At 35.8% G+C, this 19,203-nt stretch carries 17 protein-coding genes; 7 read left to right on the top strand and 10 right to left on the bottom strand.

Features of this window, described 5'->3' with window-relative positions; translation table 11 throughout:
* Positions 1-508 precede the first annotated feature (508 nt).
* The 4 genes from hemH to CY0110_RS18255 all read right to left on the bottom strand — a co-directional run bounded on the left by hemH (position 509) and on the right by CY0110_RS18255 (position 4,984).
* A complete protein-coding gene (gene hemH / locus CY0110_RS18275) occupies positions 509-1,672 on the bottom strand; it encodes a ferrochelatase (RefSeq protein WP_008277001.1) in 1,164 nt (387 codons plus the stop codon).
* A 400-nt stretch (positions 1,673-2,072) separates the two neighbouring features.
* The gene (locus CY0110_RS18270; RefSeq protein WP_008277000.1) at positions 2,073-3,326 is read right to left on the bottom strand and encodes a DUF445 domain-containing protein; all 1,254 of its coding nucleotides are present in this window, start codon (positions 3,324-3,326) and stop codon (positions 2,073-2,075) included.
* An 80-nt stretch (positions 3,327-3,406) separates the two neighbouring features.
* Positions 3,407-4,138: a bifunctional demethylmenaquinone methyltransferase/2-methoxy-6-polyprenyl-1,4-benzoquinol methylase UbiE gene (gene ubiE, locus CY0110_RS18265; protein ID WP_008276999.1), complete on the bottom strand. Its 732-nt coding sequence runs from the start codon at positions 4,136-4,138 to the stop codon at positions 3,407-3,409.
* 498 nt (positions 4,139-4,636) lie between these two features.
* Positions 4,637-4,984, bottom strand: coding sequence for a hypothetical protein (locus tag CY0110_RS18255; RefSeq protein WP_008276997.1), 348 nt, complete (start codon positions 4,982-4,984; stop codon positions 4,637-4,639).
* 217 nt (positions 4,985-5,201) lie between these two features.
* Here CY0110_RS18255 and psbO point away from each other — a divergent pair, with 217 nt between their 5' ends.
* From psbO to CY0110_RS18240, 3 genes are all read left to right on the top strand, one after another.
* Entirely contained in the window at positions 5,202-6,029 is an 828-nt protein-coding gene (gene psbO / locus CY0110_RS18250; RefSeq protein ID WP_035799930.1) for a photosystem II manganese-stabilizing polypeptide, read from the top strand.
* Positions 6,030-6,389: 360 nt separating this feature from the next.
* Complete coding sequence (locus CY0110_RS18245; RefSeq protein ID WP_008276995.1) at positions 6,390-7,109, top strand: biliverdin-producing heme oxygenase; 720 nt, start codon at positions 6,390-6,392, stop codon at positions 7,107-7,109.
* Positions 7,110-7,621: 512 nt separating this feature from the next.
* Positions 7,622-8,179, top strand: a complete 558-nt coding sequence (locus tag CY0110_RS18240) for a hypothetical protein (RefSeq protein ID WP_008276993.1) — start codon at positions 7,622-7,624, stop codon at positions 8,177-8,179.
* A gap of 289 nt (positions 8,180-8,468) precedes the next feature.
* Here the strand turns inward: CY0110_RS18240 and CY0110_RS18235 are convergent, their stop codons facing one another.
* The gene (locus CY0110_RS18235; protein WP_008276992.1) at positions 8,469-9,416 is read right to left on the bottom strand and encodes an alpha/beta fold hydrolase; all 948 of its coding nucleotides are present in this window, start codon (positions 9,414-9,416) and stop codon (positions 8,469-8,471) included.
* A 242-nt stretch (positions 9,417-9,658) separates the two neighbouring features.
* Here CY0110_RS18235 and infC point away from each other — a divergent pair, with 242 nt between their 5' ends.
* The 3 genes from infC to CY0110_RS18220 all read left to right on the top strand — a co-directional run bounded on the left by infC (position 9,659) and on the right by CY0110_RS18220 (position 12,595).
* A complete protein-coding gene (gene infC, locus CY0110_RS18230; protein WP_035799916.1) occupies positions 9,659-10,198 on the top strand; it encodes a translation initiation factor IF-3 in 540 nt (179 codons plus the stop codon).
* A gap of 180 nt (positions 10,199-10,378) precedes the next feature.
* Positions 10,379-10,855, top strand: a complete 477-nt coding sequence (locus CY0110_RS18225) for a DUF6174 domain-containing protein (RefSeq protein WP_008276990.1) — start codon at positions 10,379-10,381, stop codon at positions 10,853-10,855.
* Positions 10,856-10,873: 18 nt separating this feature from the next.
* Positions 10,874-12,595 carry a diflavin flavoprotein gene (locus tag CY0110_RS18220; protein WP_035799914.1) on the top strand — a complete coding sequence of 574 codons (1,722 nt, stop codon included), beginning with the start codon at positions 10,874-10,876 and terminating at the stop codon, positions 12,593-12,595.
* Between the two features lie 57 nt (positions 12,596-12,652).
* On the opposite strand, the gene CY0110_RS18215 is transcribed toward CY0110_RS18220, so the two are convergent.
* The 5 genes from CY0110_RS18215 to CY0110_RS18195 all read right to left on the bottom strand — a co-directional run bounded on the left by CY0110_RS18215 (position 12,653) and on the right by CY0110_RS18195 (position 18,389).
* A complete protein-coding gene (locus tag CY0110_RS18215; RefSeq protein WP_035799927.1) occupies positions 12,653-13,201 on the bottom strand; it encodes a Uma2 family endonuclease in 549 nt (182 codons plus the stop codon).
* A 150-nt stretch (positions 13,202-13,351) separates the two neighbouring features.
* Positions 13,352-13,810, bottom strand: coding sequence for a DUF29 domain-containing protein (locus CY0110_RS18210; RefSeq protein ID WP_008276987.1), 459 nt, complete (start codon positions 13,808-13,810; stop codon positions 13,352-13,354).
* 34 nt (positions 13,811-13,844) lie between these two features.
* Positions 13,845-15,851, bottom strand: coding sequence for a hypothetical protein (locus CY0110_RS18205; RefSeq protein ID WP_008276986.1), 2,007 nt, complete (start codon positions 15,849-15,851; stop codon positions 13,845-13,847).
* Between the two features lie 460 nt (positions 15,852-16,311).
* Positions 16,312-16,800, bottom strand: coding sequence for an SH3 domain-containing protein (locus tag CY0110_RS18200; RefSeq protein ID WP_008276984.1), 489 nt, complete (start codon positions 16,798-16,800; stop codon positions 16,312-16,314).
* A gap of 86 nt (positions 16,801-16,886) precedes the next feature.
* On the bottom strand, positions 16,887-18,389 hold the full coding sequence (locus CY0110_RS18195) for an AAA family ATPase (RefSeq protein WP_008276983.1): 1,503 nt from the start codon (positions 18,387-18,389) through the stop codon (positions 16,887-16,889).
* Between the two features lie 171 nt (positions 18,390-18,560).
* Here CY0110_RS18195 and CY0110_RS18190 point away from each other — a divergent pair, with 171 nt between their 5' ends.
* Positions 18,561-19,199 (top strand): histidine phosphatase family protein, encoded by a 639-nt coding sequence (locus CY0110_RS18190; protein ID WP_008276982.1) that lies wholly within the window; start codon positions 18,561-18,563, stop codon positions 19,197-19,199.
* The last annotated feature ends 4 nt before the right edge of the window (positions 19,200-19,203 follow it).

Here is a 19,203-nt window from a genome sequence, read left to right as displayed (position 1 = left end):
TATAGCCTTTGTTCAGTCTATTTGGCTATTTAGCGATAACGATGATTGTGACTTTTAACCTCTCTGCCGAGTGCCATTGATGTTGTATCACTTACTTATAAATTAAGTGACAATATTTGCACTTTTATCCTTTTGGTGTAGCTTATCAGTCTATTTAGCTACTTCGGTTTTTCGACAGTTATGGTACTTTGAGCTAAAGCTCTATCCATAGATTCTTGCTAGAAGATTAACCGAATTTAGACTATCAGTTAATACCCCGTTTAACCCTGCTTTACGGATTGAAGACCACTCGCTACCGTAAGGGTTATGCTTTTACTCCCAACACCGAGAGAGTAGGGCTTGAGATTTTAAGGATTTGTTATTATTTGCCACCTATTTTCTTTTGTGATATTGTCACTTGATAGGCATCCTCACCTACACGGATATTCAGTTATCATGGTTCTGATAAATCAGTTCCAAGCTAGTTCTACCAAGGATTTAACCTTGTTTTGAACTAAACGAGTCGCACTTATAATAAACCGACATAATGTAGGGGTCCATGACCAGTAATTAACTCAATCAGTAACCCGATAAACCCTACCATAGCGAGTCTTCCATTCCAAACCTCAGCAGCCGTGGTCATTCCCCACTGCCAACGTTCTTGAGGATACATTTTCATGTTTTTCTTAGGATGAGTGACAGAATCAAAGGTAACAGGGGTTTCTTGCAGAGAATGAGTAACTAAATCTGCTAAAGCGTCAATAAACAGGGGATGGGTATTTAAAGCCGGAACCCTTAGAAAATTAGTAATTCCTGCTTCTTCTGCTACTTCACGGTATTCGATATCAATTTCTTGCAAGGTTTCTATATGTTCCGAGACGAAACTAATGGGAACCACCAATAAATCTTTAACCCCTTGTTCTCCGAGTTCTTGTAATGCTTCTTCGGTGTAGGGTTTTAACCATTCCACGGGACCCACTCGACTTTGATAGGCTAGGGTGTAAGCATTGGGACGATTAAGGGTTTTCATGATTAAACGGGTACAAGCTTCAATTTCTGCTTGATAGGGATCGCCCGCTTCTTCAACGTAGCTTTGAGGAACCCCGTGCGCACTAAAAAAGATATGAATTTGATCTGGGTTAGGACACTTATCTAATTCTTGGGCAATGAGATCAGCCATTGCTTTCAAATACAAAGGATGATCGTACCAAGAAGGGATTAAGGTATATTCGATTTGTCTCAACATCGGATCAGCTTCCCACATTTCTTCGAGTACCCGAAAACTCGAACCACTGGTACTAATAGAAAATTGCGGATAAAGGGGAAGGATGACTAATTTACGGAGGCGATCACGTTTGATACGGGTAATGGCTTCTTCTGTAAAAGGATACCAATAGCGCATCCCGATATAGATATCGGCTTTCTGACCAATTTGGGCTAATTTCTGTTCCAGGGCTTCTCCCTGGGCTTCTGTAATCTTTCTGAGGGGTGACCCTCCCCCAATCTGGCGATAATTGTCTTGGGATGTATTGGTTCTGGCTGTAGAGATAAACCAAGCTAACGGTTTTTGTAGCCAAGGAAAAGGCAATCGGATAATTTCTGGATCAGAAAATAGATTAAACAGAAAAGGGCGAACATCTTGTAATTGTTCTGGACCCCCTAAATTTAGTAATAAGACCCCAACGCGATCCATAATTTTATATAGATAGTTAACATTTTTTGATTCTTTACTAAGTGTAACAATATTTGAACCGCTAATAAAAGTTTTCAATTGGGTTGATCAATATATCCATTGGCAAGTTTGGAGTTTAGCGTTCGGAGTGATGATTGATTCAAGATATAATAAGGGTCTGAGTCTTCTTTCGGATTTTTAGTTGTCCATCAATTACCTTGAGTCGAATTTAGATTATTGATAGTCCATAGCCAATCATCTTTCTTATTAAGATTGACAAAAAACTATACACTTGTTTGGTTAAAAATAAGAACATCATTCAATATATCGGTCTAATTTGACTTTTTATGACTCGAATACTTATCTAACATGAGTATTTACCTAGTCAGCTATCAAGGTTAGAATAATCAGACTCATTTGATTATCTCAGTAAGAATAAGAAAGTTTGAAAGACTCCTACTAAAAAGCCTAAAATTCCTCCTAGATTGACAATTGCTTGTAATTCACTTTTAACAATACCTTGAACTGCCATTTCTAAGTTTTCGGGAGAGGTAGCATTAACGCGATCAATGATAACTTTATCAATAGATAAAATAGGAATGGCTTGAGCTACAATTCTTTCTAAATCTTCTTCTAAATATTTTTCTAAAATCAAGGCTAATTCTTCACTAATTGTTTCTAGAGATGTGGTTAAGGCTGCTGAATTTTGTACTCGATTAATAATCAAAATAGATAATTGTTCCCAATCAACAGTTTTACCAAAATCTTGAATAAATTTTCCACCACTTTGTTGAATATAAATTTGTACCGTTTCACGGGTTGTTTTACGAAGTTGCCGAACCGTAGACACGGGTAAATTTTGTAAAGAAAGACTTTGTAACCATTCTCTTAAACGACTACGTACTTCTAAAGATAATAAAATTTCTTTCAACCGAGTATTAGCAACTTCTTTTTCTTCTAAACAAAAACTTCTTAGTCGTAATAACGTATTACGAACTCCGAACAAATTAGCCACAACCCAATATGTACCACTGGTTTTTTCTCTAACTCCTTCATCAATAACTTGGATATTTCTTTCTGTTAAAAAATCCACTAATGCTTGTCGTAAAATATCGGGAGGAAGAACTCCTTCTAATAACCAATCTGCAAACTGCCTTGCTTGAGCATCTGTTAGTTTAAAGTCTAAAAGAATTTGATCAAAAATTTGATTAATTTGATCTTCTAAAAAATTTTGACGACGGGCTAAAGCTTTTAAAAGTCGAGGTAAAGATTCACTAAATAAATCTTCTAAAATACCCGATAAAATCTTAGCAGTTTTTTGTTGTCTATCAGATTTGAGTTGTTTGAGTGCTAAATTTAATAACCATAAAATAGCTGCTTGTACCCGCTCCGTTTTTAAGAGACGTTTCGCTAATTTTTGTAATTCTTCTGGGGTTAATAATGACCCCATAATGGTATCAGAAACTTTTTGAGCTAATCTTCCTTGGTTACGAGGAATTAACCCTGGAGTGAACGGTAAACGTCGTTTACCAATGTAAATCGCTTTGTAAGGACGAAATAACATATTAATAGCAATATCATTGGTAAAATAACCAATAATTGATCCTGCTATAGGTGGAATAATAATTGTTGAAATTAGAGAGAAGTTAATAGAAGAAATTTCTAATACAGTCATGATAAATAATCAATTAGTTAAAAATTTAGAAGTTAGAAGTTAGAACTAATTATCCATTCTGCATTCTACATTCTTCATTCTTAATTATGCTCAGTACGAACTGTTTTTGTTGCCACTAAAACCCCCATCATTCCCCCAACGATAGGATAATGAATGACAGAATCAAACCCTACTTTCTGAGCTAATTTAACTTGATCTGTTCCTGACGGAAATCTTTCTAAACTAGGCATAATGTAAGCATATTCGTCCTTTAATCCATATTGTTGTGCGAGAGGAACCACTAGATGATCAAGATACCATTTTTGGAAGATTTGTTGCCAAGGTTGATAAGGACGATGAAAATCTAGAATAGCAACTTTAGCCTTTGGTTTGAGGACACGGTGTATTTCTTGCAAACAACGGGGTATATCCGTGACATTTCGCAATCCATAGCCCATTGTGGCACAATCAAAGGTGTTATCTTCAAAGGGTAAGTTTAAGGCATCTCCTTGAACCCATTCTAACCGTAACATAGGATACTTCTTAGAAGCTCGTTGGGCTGCGATCGCTAATAATTCTTGAGAAAAATCTAAGCCGATAACTTTCCCTGTTTTTCCTACTTTACGGGCTAATAATTGGCTTAGATCGCCACTACCACAACAGATATCTAAGCCTACATCACTGTGTTTGGCTTCAGTCCAGTTTACGGTCATTTGCTTCCAAATACGATGTTGACCAAAACTTAACCAGTTATTAAATTCATCATAAACTGGAGCAATGCGATCAAAAATTTTTTGAATATCTGTGGCAGAATGCCAAGTATTATCACTCATTATTAATTGTTGATACAATCGAGTGTCGACTATTATCTAACATTCTGTGACTATTTTAAAGATTAAGGAAGTCTAAAAAAATATAAATTAGATAAATTTTTTCAGTTATATTAATAGTCTATACTTAATTCTCAAACATAAAAAATGTAAGAATTCTCGACTTTAAAAAGATGGGACAGAGATCATTAGAGTTTGGGTTAAAATTTTAATGATTTAATCGAAAAATATATAGTTACTGTTTGTCAACAGGATCACAGATTACTTAAGATCATTAATGCAGTGATTCCAGACATAAAAAATAACATAAAAGGCTTCAAAGAAAATGAGAAGCAACAAGATAATCAAGTAAAATTGAGTACCAGTGGGAACTGGACTATTTGTATTTCAATAAATCAAGCAAAAAACATCAAAGTTCAGGAGATGAACATAACTAAAATGGTGGGTTACTACCAATTTTTAGATAAATTTATGTCTATTTAACCCACCCTACCTTGATAGTTATTCAGAATCAGAAGACTGTTCTATGTCTGAGGAAAAATGTTCTAAAAACATCCGCAGTTTCATTCGTCCAATATAAGGCCATCCTCCTGTCTCCTCAATATCGAGTAATAAATCATATAAATCGTTGCGAGTATTCGGTAAAGACGGTTCAAATAAATTAACCCGAATTTCTTGATGCAACTGTTCAAGGGTTCGCAGTAACTCAAGTATCTGGTGAGGATTATCTTTACATTGTCGGGATGCTATATTGACCCTAATAACAATCTCTTCTAGAGACGCTGGAAAAGAACCGTTAGAGGGGTTAAGGGACTGATCTGTCGTTGCTGGTGTGTTTGTTGGTTCCATCTAAATCCTTGCTCTTTTCCCTAGCCATAACCATGATAAAAGATTTTCGGCGCAAAACAATTCCTAACTTAAAAGGGATGTTGGGGACGAATTTTGGTAGAGTAGATCCCGATGCAATTGCCTAACTTGTCCAAAAGACTATAAGATTATCTCCTTTATGAGTGATGGCCATAGGGACAAGACATTTTAATTTGAGATTGACAAAGCGAGGATGATTATGAGGTTTCGCGCATTACTGATTGCTTTTCTTGCCTTATGTTTGGGTTTTATTACCGCTTGTAGCGAAGGCCCAGCGAATGCGGTTAATCCCCAGGACTTAACCTACGATGAAATTTTAAACACTGGACTAGCTAACAAATGTCCCCAAATTTCTGAATTTACACGGGGTTCTATTCCCATTGAACCAGGTCAAACTTATTTTGTTGATGACCTCTGTTTAGAACCTCAAGAATATTTTGTAAAAGAAGAACCAGTTAATAAACGCCAAGAAGCAGAATATGTACCTGGTAAGTTATTAACTCGTTATACCACCAGTTTAGAGCAAATTAGTGGCAAAATTAGCGTTGATGAAGATGGAGTCGTTACCTTCCAAGAACAAGGTGGAATTGATTTCCAACCTGTTACCGTTCAACTTCCTGGAGGGGAACAAGTTCCTTTCTTCTTCACCATCAAAAACTTAGTTGGTACAACAGAACCTGGGTTTAGTTCTATCAATAGTTCCATTGATTTTGAAGGTGATTTTAGGGTTCCCTCTTACCGTGGTGCAACTTTCCTTGATCCCAAAGGTCGTGGTTTAGCCACGGGTTATGATAATGCAGTTGCTTTACCTGCCACGGCGGATAAGGAAGACTATGCTAATGTGAAACAAACTCCCATTGGTAAAGGATCGATTTCTCTTCAAGTAACTAAGGTAGATCAAGAAACAGGAGAAATTGCTGGCGTATTTGAAAGTGAGCAGCCTTCTGATACCGATTTAGGGGCTAAAGAACCCGTTGAGGTGAAAATTCGGGGTATTTTCTATGCTCGCGTCACCCCTGAAGGATAAGGGTCAAAGGAATGTAAATTTTGTCACATTATCTTTATAAAGCTAAGGGGCAATAAGCCCCTTTTTTTAACCTTATTTTGAATTGAATTTTCTTTACAAAACTTTATTATTGTCTGAATGATAATTAATTTTATTTTTCTATAGATGAAAAATCTTAAAACTTCTGAGATTCCGCCTTTTTTCTTCTAGTGTTTGTTTTCATTGACTCTGACTTTTTGGGCTATCTTCCTCTTGTTGTCGTAAGAATTCTTAATAAAAATTTGCACCAAATCAAGATACGCTACACAACTAGGCGGTTTTTTAAGCTTTTGTCATTAAGTCACCGATCTAATGTTCACTTAAATAACAGGAAGAGATAGCATGAGCGTTAATTTAGCAACCATGTTACGGGAAGGCACAAAAAAGTCCCATACAATGGCAGAAAATGTTGGTTTTGTCAAGTGTTTTTTGAAAGGAGTTGTAGAAAAGAATTCCTATCGAACATTGGTGGCTAATCTCTATTTTGTCTATAGTGCCATGGAAGAAGAAATGGAGAAACTACGCCATCACGAATTAGTTTCTAAAATTTACTTTCCCCAGTTACATCGTAAGCAATCTTTAGAGAAAGATTTATCATTTTATTATGGAGCGAATTGGCGCAATGAAGTCGCTCCTTCACAAGCAGCACAAGCTTACGTAGCACGTATTCACGAGGTTGCTCAAAACCAACCTGAGTTATTAGCAGCCCATTCTTATACCCGTTATTTAGGGGATTTATCTGGGGGACAAATTCTCAAGAAAATTGCACAACGGGCGATGAATTTAGGGGAAAATGGTGGAACAGCTTTTTACGAATTTGAAACTATTTCCGACGAAAAAGCCTTTAAAAATGAGTATCGTCAAGCATTAAATGAATTACCCATTGACCAAGCAACAGCCGAAAAGATTGTTGATGAAGCTAATGCTGCTTTTGGCATGAACATGAAAATGTTTATGGAATTAGAAGGTAACTTAATTAAAGCCATTGGTATTATGGTCTTTAACACCTTAACTCGTCGTCGTAGTAAAGGAAGCACTGAGTTAGCAGCAGCCGAACAATAAGGTTAAACCTTAAATAATTACAATTTATATAACAATCCTGACAGCTTGGTTCTGGTTATACGAATCGTTATCAAGTTATCAGGATTGTTAGCTTTTGGAATTAGTTATTATTTGAGTTTCTTGAGAGCTTTTTTAGCATAAATAAGAGTATCGGGAGCATGATAGTTAGCTACTAAATTAATCCCTAACGCAGATTTTATTTTATATAGCGGATAAATCATAATTACTAACACTAATATAGTCAGCGTAACTTTTAGAGAATTCATAGTACTTAAGATAATTAATGATTAAGCTGTTCTAGCTATGAATCATCATTACAAACTGATATGACATTCTCATGACGATATTGTGAAACTTGGATGATATTGTCTATTGTCTATCTTAAAGAAGGCATTAGATTAGATAAATATCTTCCTTTGGTTGAAGTAAAAGCCTAATTGTTTTAGTTACGATCAAAATAAAGAAGACACTATTGTAGATAACCTCCAAAGGTTAGGGAGGTCAAATATATAATGAGATTAACACAAAAACTTTTTTCAATTACTGGATTATCCACATTTATAACTGTATTAATTAGTGCAGGAATGGTTCGAGCAATTCCTCCCTGTTATATGGTAAATCAAGCCGGTCAAACCATTGATTTATCTTCTATTTGTAATCCAAACAGGGTGACAAATCAACCCCAAGAAACACAAGAACAACAAAGCAGTTTTAATGGTAGGGTTCCTGTTAATAATCAAATGGTTCCACAAGCTAATAGAAACTATAATGGTGTTTCTCGATATGGTAACAGTGCAGGGAATCAAACCTATTATGGGAACAATTTCCCAGATAATAATCAACTCTTAGACTTGCCAAATAGTACACCAGGACAAACAACCTTCGGACAAGAAATTAGTCCTGCCGGTGTTGACTCTGGAATCATTAATTTCGGCAATGATCCTATTTCTTCTTATAACTCATTACCCTTTACCACAACAAGACCAGAAAGCTTACGAAATGTTTCTAGTCAATATGTTTTAAATGGTCAAGGTGTTCTAGAATTAAGATATTATAATCTGAGCGAATAGTATCCTTAAAATAGCAATTTTTTGATCATCTTTAATTTATAAAGATTGAATGTAAAGCCTGTTAATTCGGGCTTTATCGTTTAATATATGAAAATTATTGTAAATGAATATTAAATAACTCAAGATGATGGTGTAAACTCAAAAAAAATCGTCAACTTTAGATAAATTTTTACAATTGCTTGAAACCAAAGCAGCACAAGAATACGTTAATCGCCAAATGATACAAAAACCTATACCTGAAGGAAAACATAGTCGCATGTAAGGTAAATTAGTTAGTATTATTGAACAGCTAGGAACTGAATCCTTTATCACCATTAAAATGTAAATTACTTACTGTTTCCGTCCATTCTAATAAAATTTCATTAAAGCGAACAGGACATTCATCATGAGGACAATGACCAGCATTATCTAATTCTTTTAATGTAATTTTAGGATTTAATTTAACAAATTGAGATGCTAAACTAACAGGAACCATTCTATCTTGACGACCCCAGATTAATAACATAGGAATGGTTAAATGGGGTAAAACAGTTTTAACAGGAGGGGCATAGTTAGGTTTTCTGAGTCCTTCAAACAGCAAACAAAATGCCCTAGCAGATCCCTGATCTTGAGGTGGAACGGTAATCATATCGACTAATTCATCAGTAATGACTGATTTATCATAATAAGCGACACCAACCCAAGGACGAATAACCCCAGGACGGCGGATAATATTAAATAGAGTTTTTAATAACAAAGGTGGTGCAAATAACCCTTCAATAGTATTAACAATAGGTCGTAATCCTTTGGGAATGGTTTCTTGTCTCAAAGAAACGTCAGGTAAACTTATCATAGCTAATCCTGCAACCATTTCAGGATATTTAAACGCGACGGTTAAACATACTAAAGAACCAATAGAATTACCTACCAAAATAACAGGTTCACCGATAAAGGTTTGCCAAAAATCATAAATTTGTTCGGCCCATAAATAAGCAGTATATTCTGTGGCTGCTTTTCGCGATCGCCCAAACCCCAATAAATCTAAAGCATAGACTCGATGTTGTTGTCTTAATGTGGGTATATTCTGTCGCCAATGCTCTACGGCTGCCCCAAATCCATGTAATAAGATTAAAGGCGGTTTTCTTTTAGTTTCTTGGTCAGTTTCAGCAGGTAAAAAAGTGTAACGAATTGGCCAACCTCGCCAAATCCATTGTCTTTGTCGTCCGATGCGCTTCTCCCAAGCTTGTTGATGACTCACGCAATTATCCTGTTATAAATCTTTACACCTTTTTATTTTACGATGGCTCATAGAAGGATTAAACTAGGGAGTAATATAGGGGTGAAATTATCCTCAAGGATAAATTCCCCAAAATTAACAATATCACTCAATAAATACTACCAGAACTTAGTAGAAAATGATTACAATAAAATAGGCTACTATTACAGCCTTAATTGACTACTAACGTTCATCAATCATATCAAGAGACATTACAAACGCCTGTGATAGATAAAAGACGCACACAACGCGATCTCCCCAAAATTAACGAAAGAATCCGCTTCCCTGAAATTCGAGTCATCGATAGTGATGGTTCGCAATTGGGGATTATTACCCCTGAAGAAGCCTTAAATGTTGCTCAAGAACGAGATTTAGACCTGGTATTAGTTAGTGAAAGTGCTAAACCTCCTGTTTGCCGTATTATGGACTACGGTAAATATAAATTTGAACAGGAGAAAAAAGCCAGAGAAGCTAAGAAAAAACAACATACGGCTGATGTTAAGGAAGTAAAAATGCGCTATAAAATATCAGAGCATGATTATCAAGTGCGAGTCAATCAGGCTAAACGCTTTCTTAAGTCAGGAGATAAAGTAAAAGCAACCATCACCTTTCGAGGGAGAGAAATACAACACTCTAACCTAGCACAAGACTTACTCAGTCGCATGGCCACTGACCTACAAGAATTAGCAGAAATTCAACAAGCTCCAAAACGAGAAGGCCGTAACATGATGATGTTGATGAGTCCCAAAAAAGAGTCAAAATGATTTAAGAAGATCAAGGGATAAGGAGATAAAAAATAGAATAACTATCTAAGTCCCTGATAAGACAAATCTTCTTATTCCTAAAATTATTTTAACCTTTACTGAAAAAATTTTAAAAAGTAGACAGGCGTGCTATAGTACGCCTGTCTTTGTTTAAAAAACAAAAAATAGAGGCAAGAAGCGATGAAAATTTTGCAATTCTTTACTTTATTAGTAATAGGATTATTAATGGTAATGTTGGTGAATATTATGCCTATGTCTGCTAATAATGAAAGTAATTCCCTATTAATAGAAGAATTAAAAGAAAATCGTCAATTATGGCGATCGCAACAACTAAAAAATTATCAATATATCTATCAACAACAATGTTTTTGTCCTCTACCAAGCAATGTGCCTCTCAAAGTTTCCGTTAAAAATGATAAAATTACTCAAGTTGTTAATCTAAATAATAATCAAGTCATTACCGATTTAACATTACCGAAAACCATTGAGGAACTCTTTAAAATTATCAAAGATGCCATTCAACGTAATGCCGATGAAATTTTAATTACTTATGATCCGACATTAGGTTATCCAACCCGTGTGGCCATCGACTATCAAAAAATATTAGCAGATGATGAAATAACCTATACGGTTAAAAACTTAAGCAAACTCAATTAATTTATCCCAAAAAAGTTTATGATGAAACCCAGAGACGTACAAGTTTGTCCCATTGGTTCCGATACTATTGTCATGCGATCGCGGACATGGGACCGATTAAAATTTGAAATTGAATACGGTTTAAAAAGAGGAACTACCGCTAATTCTTACCTCATTCAAGGGGATAAAATTGCCTTAATTGATCCCCCAGGAGAATCCTTTACTGACATCTTTTTAAAAGCCCTTCAAGAACGCATTGATCCGACTACTATTGATTATTTAATTTTGGGTCATGTTAACCCCAACCGAGGGGAAACAATCAAAGCATTACTAAAAATTGCTCCCCAGATTACCATCGTTTGTTCTAATCCAGGGGCGGTACTGTTACCTAATATTTTATCCTCTGAATTTTCCCCTGAATTACAAGTTGTAAAAGGGGAAGATATCTTAGATTTAGGTAAAGGCCATCAACTGGAATTTATTACCACTCCGAACCCCCGTTACCCGGCACAACTGTGTACCTATGACCCAAAAACAGGGGTTCTTTACACCGATAAACTATTTGGGGCCCATGTGTGTGGGGATCAAATTTTTGATGAAGGGTGGAGCGTTTACGCAGAAGATCGACGCTATTATTTTGATTGTTTAATTGCTCCCTACGCTAAACAAATTAATACCGCTTTAGAAAAATTAAGCCGTAAACCGGCTCAGATTTACGGAACTGGTCACGGGCCATTAGTTCGTTACGGGTTAAGGGAGTTAACCGACTCCTATCAACAGTGGTTAGAAGCTCAAAAAGCCAACACCTTGAGCGTTGCCCTCATTTACGCTTCTGCTTACGGCAATACGGCTACTTTGTCCCAGGCGATCGCCAGTGGTATCACCAAAGCTGGGGTGAGGGTAGAATCAATCAACGCAGAAGTGGCCGAACCCGACGACATCAAAGAAGCTATTAATGGCTGTTCTGGGTTTATTTTTGGGTCCCCTACCTTGGGGGGACACGCTCCGACTCAGATCCAGACCGCGTTAGGGATCACCTTAGCCAATGCGGATAAATCGAAACTGGCTGGCGTATTTGGCTCCTATGGCTGGAGTGGAGAAGCCATAGACCTCTTAGAAAGCAAATTTCGGGACGGGGGTTATCAATTTGGTTTTGACCCCATCAGGGTGAAATTTAGCCCCACTCAGGCAACGTTAAAAACCTGTGAGGAAGCTGGGACGGACTTCGCCCAAGCGGTGAAAAAAGCTCAAAAACGCCGTCAACCTAAGAATTCTGTTAGTCAGTCCCAGACAGATAGACTACAACAGGCTTTAGGACGTATTGTGGGATCATTATCCATTGTCACTTGTCAAGAAGAAGAGTTAAGTGGGGCAATGTTAGCGTCTTGGATCTCTCAGGCAACGTTTAACCCTCCTGGGTTTACCGTAGCAGTGGCCAAAGAACGGGCGATCGAATCTTTGTTACATAAGGGGAATTCCTTTGTCTTGAATATTCTTAGAGAAGGGGATCATATTGGTTTGATGAAGCATTTTCTTAAGCCTTTTTCTCCTGGAGAAGATCGCTTTGAGGGAGTTAAAACGGAAGTAGCGGATAATGGTTCTCCCATTTTGCAAGATGCGTTAGCTTATTTAGAGTGTAAAGTGGGCGATCGCATGGAATGTGGGGATCATTGGGTAATTTATGCGATCGTTACTAAAGGGGAAGTCCTACAAGATGGGGTCACAGCTATTCATCATCGCAAGTCCGGTAGTCATTATTAATGAGATAGTGATGAATTAACATCAAAAAGGTGGGCATTGCCCACCCTACTTTTATAATTAATATAATAATAAATTGTCGATTGCGATCTCAATATTTGGGAAAGCTTGAGGCGTTACTATTCCTGATTGATATTCAACGATTTGTAAGTATTTATCTTTGTTAGGTTGAGTATGAAGAATTAACTTTTTATTTTTTAGATCGATTACCCAATATTCAGAAATTTTATTACGAGCATAAGTAATAACTTTCTGTTCTAAATCTTTCTTAAGGGTTCGCTGAGACACTTCAATTAACCAATAAATATCTTCTGCATAAGGATGATGAGTACGATAAATAGTTAAAGGCAATTTAACAATAGCAATATCGGGTTCGGGTTCAGAATCGTTTAAAGTAATGGGATGGGATTCTCTAACATGAGCTAATCCAGATAGCTTATCTCGCAGATAAATAACAATGTTTTCGTTAGTAAAGCTATGCTCAACTCCCTCTGGACTCATCTCGACTATATTTCCTTCTAATAACTCTACTTTTTGGTCTTCTAGCACTCCAGAGTTTACCAGTTCATGCCATTTATCTATAGACCATTTGTAAGTTACTAAAACCATATTATTTAACTTCATTATTAACTATAGACTAATTTTAACCGATGGGTTACTGATAGAGTTAGTATTGAGTTTTGTTACTTAATCTAACTTATAAGCGATCGCATGGAATGTGGGAATCATTGGGTGATTTATGCGATTTTTTTGTGACTACTATAAGTTAGGTAAATAATCCAAATTTAAAATATCATCTAATACAAAAGGACAATCTTGAGGGAATTGATTAATAGGTAAACCAGTTTCATCTGCTGCTAACCGTCTAGCATCTTCATAGGATTTATCAAAAATTTCTCTTAAGAAAGGGTTTAAACTAGGACTGTTTTCTAGACTATCTCTTATTCTTTGTCGGTGTTCTGTGATAGTATAACGCCAACTATTAGTTATTTTGTTGGCTTGATATTTATACTTGAGGAGGTGCATTAGTAAAATTTTTAAATTACTTTTCAAGGCATTTTTTTCGCTTTTCCCCATATCTTCTAATTCTTCTATTAAGTTATCGTAATCAATTTCTAATAATTTTCCTTCTTTGAGAGAATTAATTGTTGTTTCTAACCAGAGATTAAAATCTTGGTCATAAAGGGTTTTGGTATTTAACGTTAATTTATTAGTCATGGTTAACGACTTCCTGATTACAAATATTATAATGCTATTTTTTGATAATTTCTTCTCTCCATTTCCTTAGAACCTCTTCATCTATAATACGATTCCTTTTTACAATGGGTGATTTATAATTTTCTTTTGAATGTTTCTCTAGTTTAACTGTATCTAATTCTCCCATTGTATAATAATCAGGAAAAAATTGATCAATGATATGAGGACGTTGAGTTCTTAAATCTACTTTATTTTGTCCGTTTATATAAAGTTCCCAGTTCACAATTAAATGTACTTTAATATTATTTTCTTGACCCAGGTTTACTAAGTCATTTATTTTTATAATTTCAATTATCCTAGAATAAGAAAGGTTAGTAACGATACTTAAAACAACAACTTTAGCATCAACTAAGGGTGCAACTTCTTTAATTAACTTTTCAAACTGATTACAAGCTTCATTAATTCTTTGTCTTGTCTTATCACTAATATTTTCAGGATCTCCATTTTCATAAATAGATTTACATTCGACAATCGTTAAACAGTGTTCTGTTAACCAAAATAAATCAACTTCAGCAAAGTTATGTTTTTCACCTTCATTTGTTAATTCTCCTCCTAATTGAAAATAATTTGACCATTCAATTTGAGAGAGAATATTGATAGACATTAGAATAGGTAATCCACCTGTTTCAAATAATTTCAGTGCTAATTCATTCAGTTGATAAGTAATGGTTTCATGGGTATCAAAAGGTAATAGAAAAGATTCACCGCATCCTTGACATTCATTGAATTCTTTGACCTTTTCCAATGAATAAAAATTGATCAAATTGCAAGTCGGACAATTAGCAGAATAACCACGATTGATTAATCCTTTTTCTACAAAATTGGATAGGATATTTGATAATTCTTTATTTCTTTTTTTTGTATTTAATTGCCAGTTACATTCCTTTTGTAGAAACTTCTTTATTGTATCGTAGGTGACTACTTCTTGATATTTATCTGTTAAATCACTAAGAGCCTTGGCAAAGTTAGATAGAATATTTGATAATTCTTTGTTTTTTGTTTCTGTATTTAATTGCCAGTTATATTTCTTTTGTAGAAACTTCTTTATTTTATCATAGTAATTGATTCTTATATAAAAAGCTTTACATAAACATTTTTTTTCTAAAATGTCTTGAAGATTATGAGCTAAATTAATAGCTTCTTGTTTTTCTAGAGAAATAGTAACAAATATTGTATCAAGAAAAGGCATAACTTCAAAAGAAGTATCGATTACATCATTAAGATGATCTAGAAAATCTTGTTTAGGTAGAAAAAGTTTATTAGATTGACCAATGATAGAAGAATTCCAGTAATCACAAGCGACTTTTATATTAGTATCATCTTCACAAAAAATGTACAATGCAAACCTATTTTTTATCCATCTATAGTAAGTGTACCAGTATCCAGTTCCCTCACTATTAGAAATGCCAAACCTAGTTAAATTAAGTGGCTGATTGGTATTAGCTAGTAAAAAACTTATTTTAATTAATTGCTCAATATTGTTAGGATGAGTCAGAACTTTAGAGTTAAAATGTTCTTTTAAAAATCTATTATAGTTTTCATTTAAAATACCTCCTTGTAAGGCAATATTAAAACTATATTTTCCGTCAAGTTCACCAAAAATGATATTACTTTCTGGTAAGGGTGCAGAATATTTATCAAGAAGCAGGTTAATTATATTGGGAAAATTATTAATAAGTAATCCGTAATTTAATCCTTGTGCAAATTCTGAAATTCTATCATTAGTAAGATAACCAAATACTCTACTAAATGGTTTAATTTCTTCGATAAGATTCTCATTGAGTTGTGTAGACGAATAAATAAAATCTGGATTAATTGAACTTAAAGCAAACTTAAGTTTTTCAAGTTCTTCATCATTGCTAGGAATAGGAAAAATAGCATTAGCAAAACCGCCCCAAACATGAGTATAAAGTTTAACTGCATCAAGAATATCTGCTTGATTTTTTACTAAATAAACTAAACGGAGAGGACGAGATTGAATATCAATACTTGCTAATTGCATCTTACGGATAAAATTTTACAATATAATGTAACTTATTAATATTTGAATGGCTATTTTGCAGTATCGAGAATTTCAATCTGATTTCTTAATAATTCATTAACTAAAATTTCCACTTTAACTCCTTTTTTTTTCGCCAATTCTACTATAAATTCATTAACATCTGCTTCAAGATAAATCGGAAATGCAAATACTGCATCAGGGTTATAAAACTTTCCCTATTCCCCTTGAGAAAAATCATAATTTGCTTTCATAGTTGTCTCTGATAATAAATTTCTGCTTCTTCACTGTTTGCTTTACGCGCTGAAATCAGACGAATTTCAGATAATGATTCATCCAACATCTTAAATGTATGTACTATAACCCGTAAAACAGAAATTTACTTTGTTAGTTTGCTTATAACATTAAATTACCAACTACGTTATCAGCAAAAAAAAAGGTGGGCAATGCCCACCCTACTTAATTATTGTTCTACTTTTTCCACATTGCCGGCTTTAACCCAACCTTCTTGTTGAGAGTCAGGGAGACGGACTTGCTGCCAATCTCCATCGGCAGTGGTTTGTAGTATGATCACCTCAGAATCGTATTCAACACCGCCAATTCTTTCGGCATTTAAGTCAGGTTGCGATCGCACACTTAAACCGGTTGACCAGGTAACTTTTGCCTTATAAGCTCCGTCAGGTAAGTCTTCTGTTTCTTCTTCAATCACAGATTCTTTAGCCACGACTTCCTCGACAGGTTGGGTTTGGGTTTCCTTATTATTAACAACCGGTTTAGTTTCAGCTTTTGCTGTAGTTTCTGGGGGTTTCTCTTCAGCAAAAGTAGGTTTTTCAGGGTTAGCATTCATGCGAGCAAAAACCACATAAGCTAAGGAAGCGGTTCCCCCCACTAACAGAAAGATACCGAGGAAAAATCCTAATAAAAATTGAAAAACACCAGATAAACGATTCATAATGATAACAGGATAGGATATAACTTAAGGTTGAATCTTAACGTTGATTCCCCCAATTTAGCCACTGTTACAAACTAATTTATTTCTTAAGGGGTTAAAGAATTTAAACTACTTTGACGAGAGGCTAACCGGGCTTTTCCGGCAGCAGCCCACTGCTGCAAAAATTCAATTTCTTCTTGAGCAGTTCGGGCTAAGGGGATAATTTGACTCGCTGCTTGTAGGATATCATCGGTGGTAAAGTCACGGTTTTGACTAAACCCAATGTGCATAGCTTCAATTAAGGTTTGTTCAATTTCTGCCCCCGAAAAATCTGGGGTTTCATAAGCGAGTCGCTTGATGTCGTAAGTTTTCAGATTATGGGGTCGCAGTCTAGATAGATGGACGTTAAAAATGGCTTCTCGTTCCCTCTGAGTGGGCAAACCGACAAAGAAAATTTCGTCAAAGCGGCCTTTGCGTAGCATTTCTGGGGGTAAGGCTTTAATATTGTTGGCGGTGGCGACGACAAACACGGGGGATTTTTTTTCGGCTAACCAGGTGATAAACGTCCCAAATACACGGCTAGTGGTGCCTCCGTCTCCTTTTCCTTCTACCCCTGCAAAGGCTTTATCAATTTCATCAATCCATAACACACAAGGGGCTAATGCTTCTGCTAAACTGACCATCTGACGGGTGCGAGACTCGGACTCTCCGACTAACCCCCCAAACAGTCGTCCCACGTCTAAGCGTAATAAGGGTAAATGCCAATGGTGAGAGATCGCCTTAGCAGTGAGAGACTTTCCCGTGCCTTGAATACCAACCAATAACAGTCCTCTAGGGTGAGGTAAACCATAAGCCCTTGCTTTTTCGCTAAATGCCCCACCCCGACGCAGTAACCAGTCTTTGAGGTTGTCTAAACCGCCAATATCGGAGATTTGTTCAGTAGCAGGGTAAAAGTCAAGGATTTGGGTTTGACGGATAGATTGACGTTTTTCTTCCAAAATCAGTTCTACGTCTTCGGGTTCAATGCGTCCATGACTGGCAATACAAAGGGTCAAAACACGGCGTATTCTCTCCAAAGACAGTCCTTGTGCCGCTCTAACTAATTCATCGACTAATGTATCAGATAAAGGTTGTCCTGTGGCTCCTAAAAGGCGTTGTATTTCGTTTTTTATTTCTGTGGCGGTGGGAAGGGGAAAATCAAGAATTGTTATAACTTCGGTTAATTCATCGGGAATTTGAACTTGTGGAGCAATAATAATGATATTTTTGGGTTGAGATTTTAAACTACGGGCGAGGTTTCGGAGTTTTCGGGAGATAGAAACATCTTCTAAGAATCGTTGAAAGTCTCGTAAAATAAAGATTCCGCCAATATTATTGGGCAAATTTTCCACAAATTCTAAGGCTTGGAGAGGGTTGCGTCTACCGACTCCTTGGTTATTAGGGTTATCTTGATAACCGTCTACGAAGTCCCAAGTATAAACCGTGCGGTTTTGCATAGTTTGCCCAGATTGAGCGATCGCAGTTTCCAATCTTTCTTCTTCGGCGGTGGAAATATATATTAAAGGGTAACAGGCTCGTAAAAGCAGTTCAAATTCTTCTCGAAAGGTCATCATTAAATTACAATTGTTTATTATATTTTTTTGGTAAGGTGGACATTGCCTAGCTTAACAATTAACCCTTACTTTTAGTAATCTAGCATACAGTAATTTTATCTCAAGTTTGATTACTATTTCTCATGAGAGAAAATTTTATTTGATTAACTTTAATTAGGAATAATAATTATGAGTTTAACGCTATATTTTTTGCGTCACGGAGAAACAGAAAGTAGTCTCAAAGATAGTTTTTGTGGCACCCTTGATCCTGATTTAACCCCTCAAGGAAAAGAAATGGCAAAAGCGTTTGCTGATGCTTATAAAAAGTTTGATTGGTCTGCTATTTATGTTAGTCCCATGAAGCGAACGATTGCCACAGCAAAACCCCTTTGTGACGCAACAGGAATGGAAATGCAGATCAAAGATGGACTCAAAGAAATGAATTTTGGTAAGTGGGAAAACAAAACCCGTGACTGGGTTAAAGATAATTATTTAGAGGAATATATTGATTGGATGACCGAACCTGCTTGGAACCCTCCTCCTGATGGAGAAACGGCAGTCGAAGTGGGTAGTAGAGCTATGTTAATTATATCAGAAATTGAGGCAAAATACCCTGATGGAAAGGTGTTAGTTGTTGCTCATAAAACGACCATTAGAATTATTTTGTGTCATTTATTAGGTATTGATTTAGGTCGTTATCGTGACCGTATTGATATGTTAGCAGCATCGGTGAGTGTGGTTGAATTTGGGTTACATGGCCCTCTGTTGAAAAAATTAGGTGATCGCTCTTATATGAGTCAAGAATTACAAGATCGTGCAGGAAGTTGACAAA

The organism is Crocosphaera chwakensis CCY0110, from assembly GCF_000169335.1.
Taxonomy (GTDB): domain Bacteria; phylum Cyanobacteriota; class Cyanobacteriia; order Cyanobacteriales; family Microcystaceae; genus Crocosphaera; species Crocosphaera chwakensis.
The sequence above is the reverse complement of the archived record's forward strand: the minus strand, read 5'-3'. Positions and strand labels throughout refer to the sequence as shown.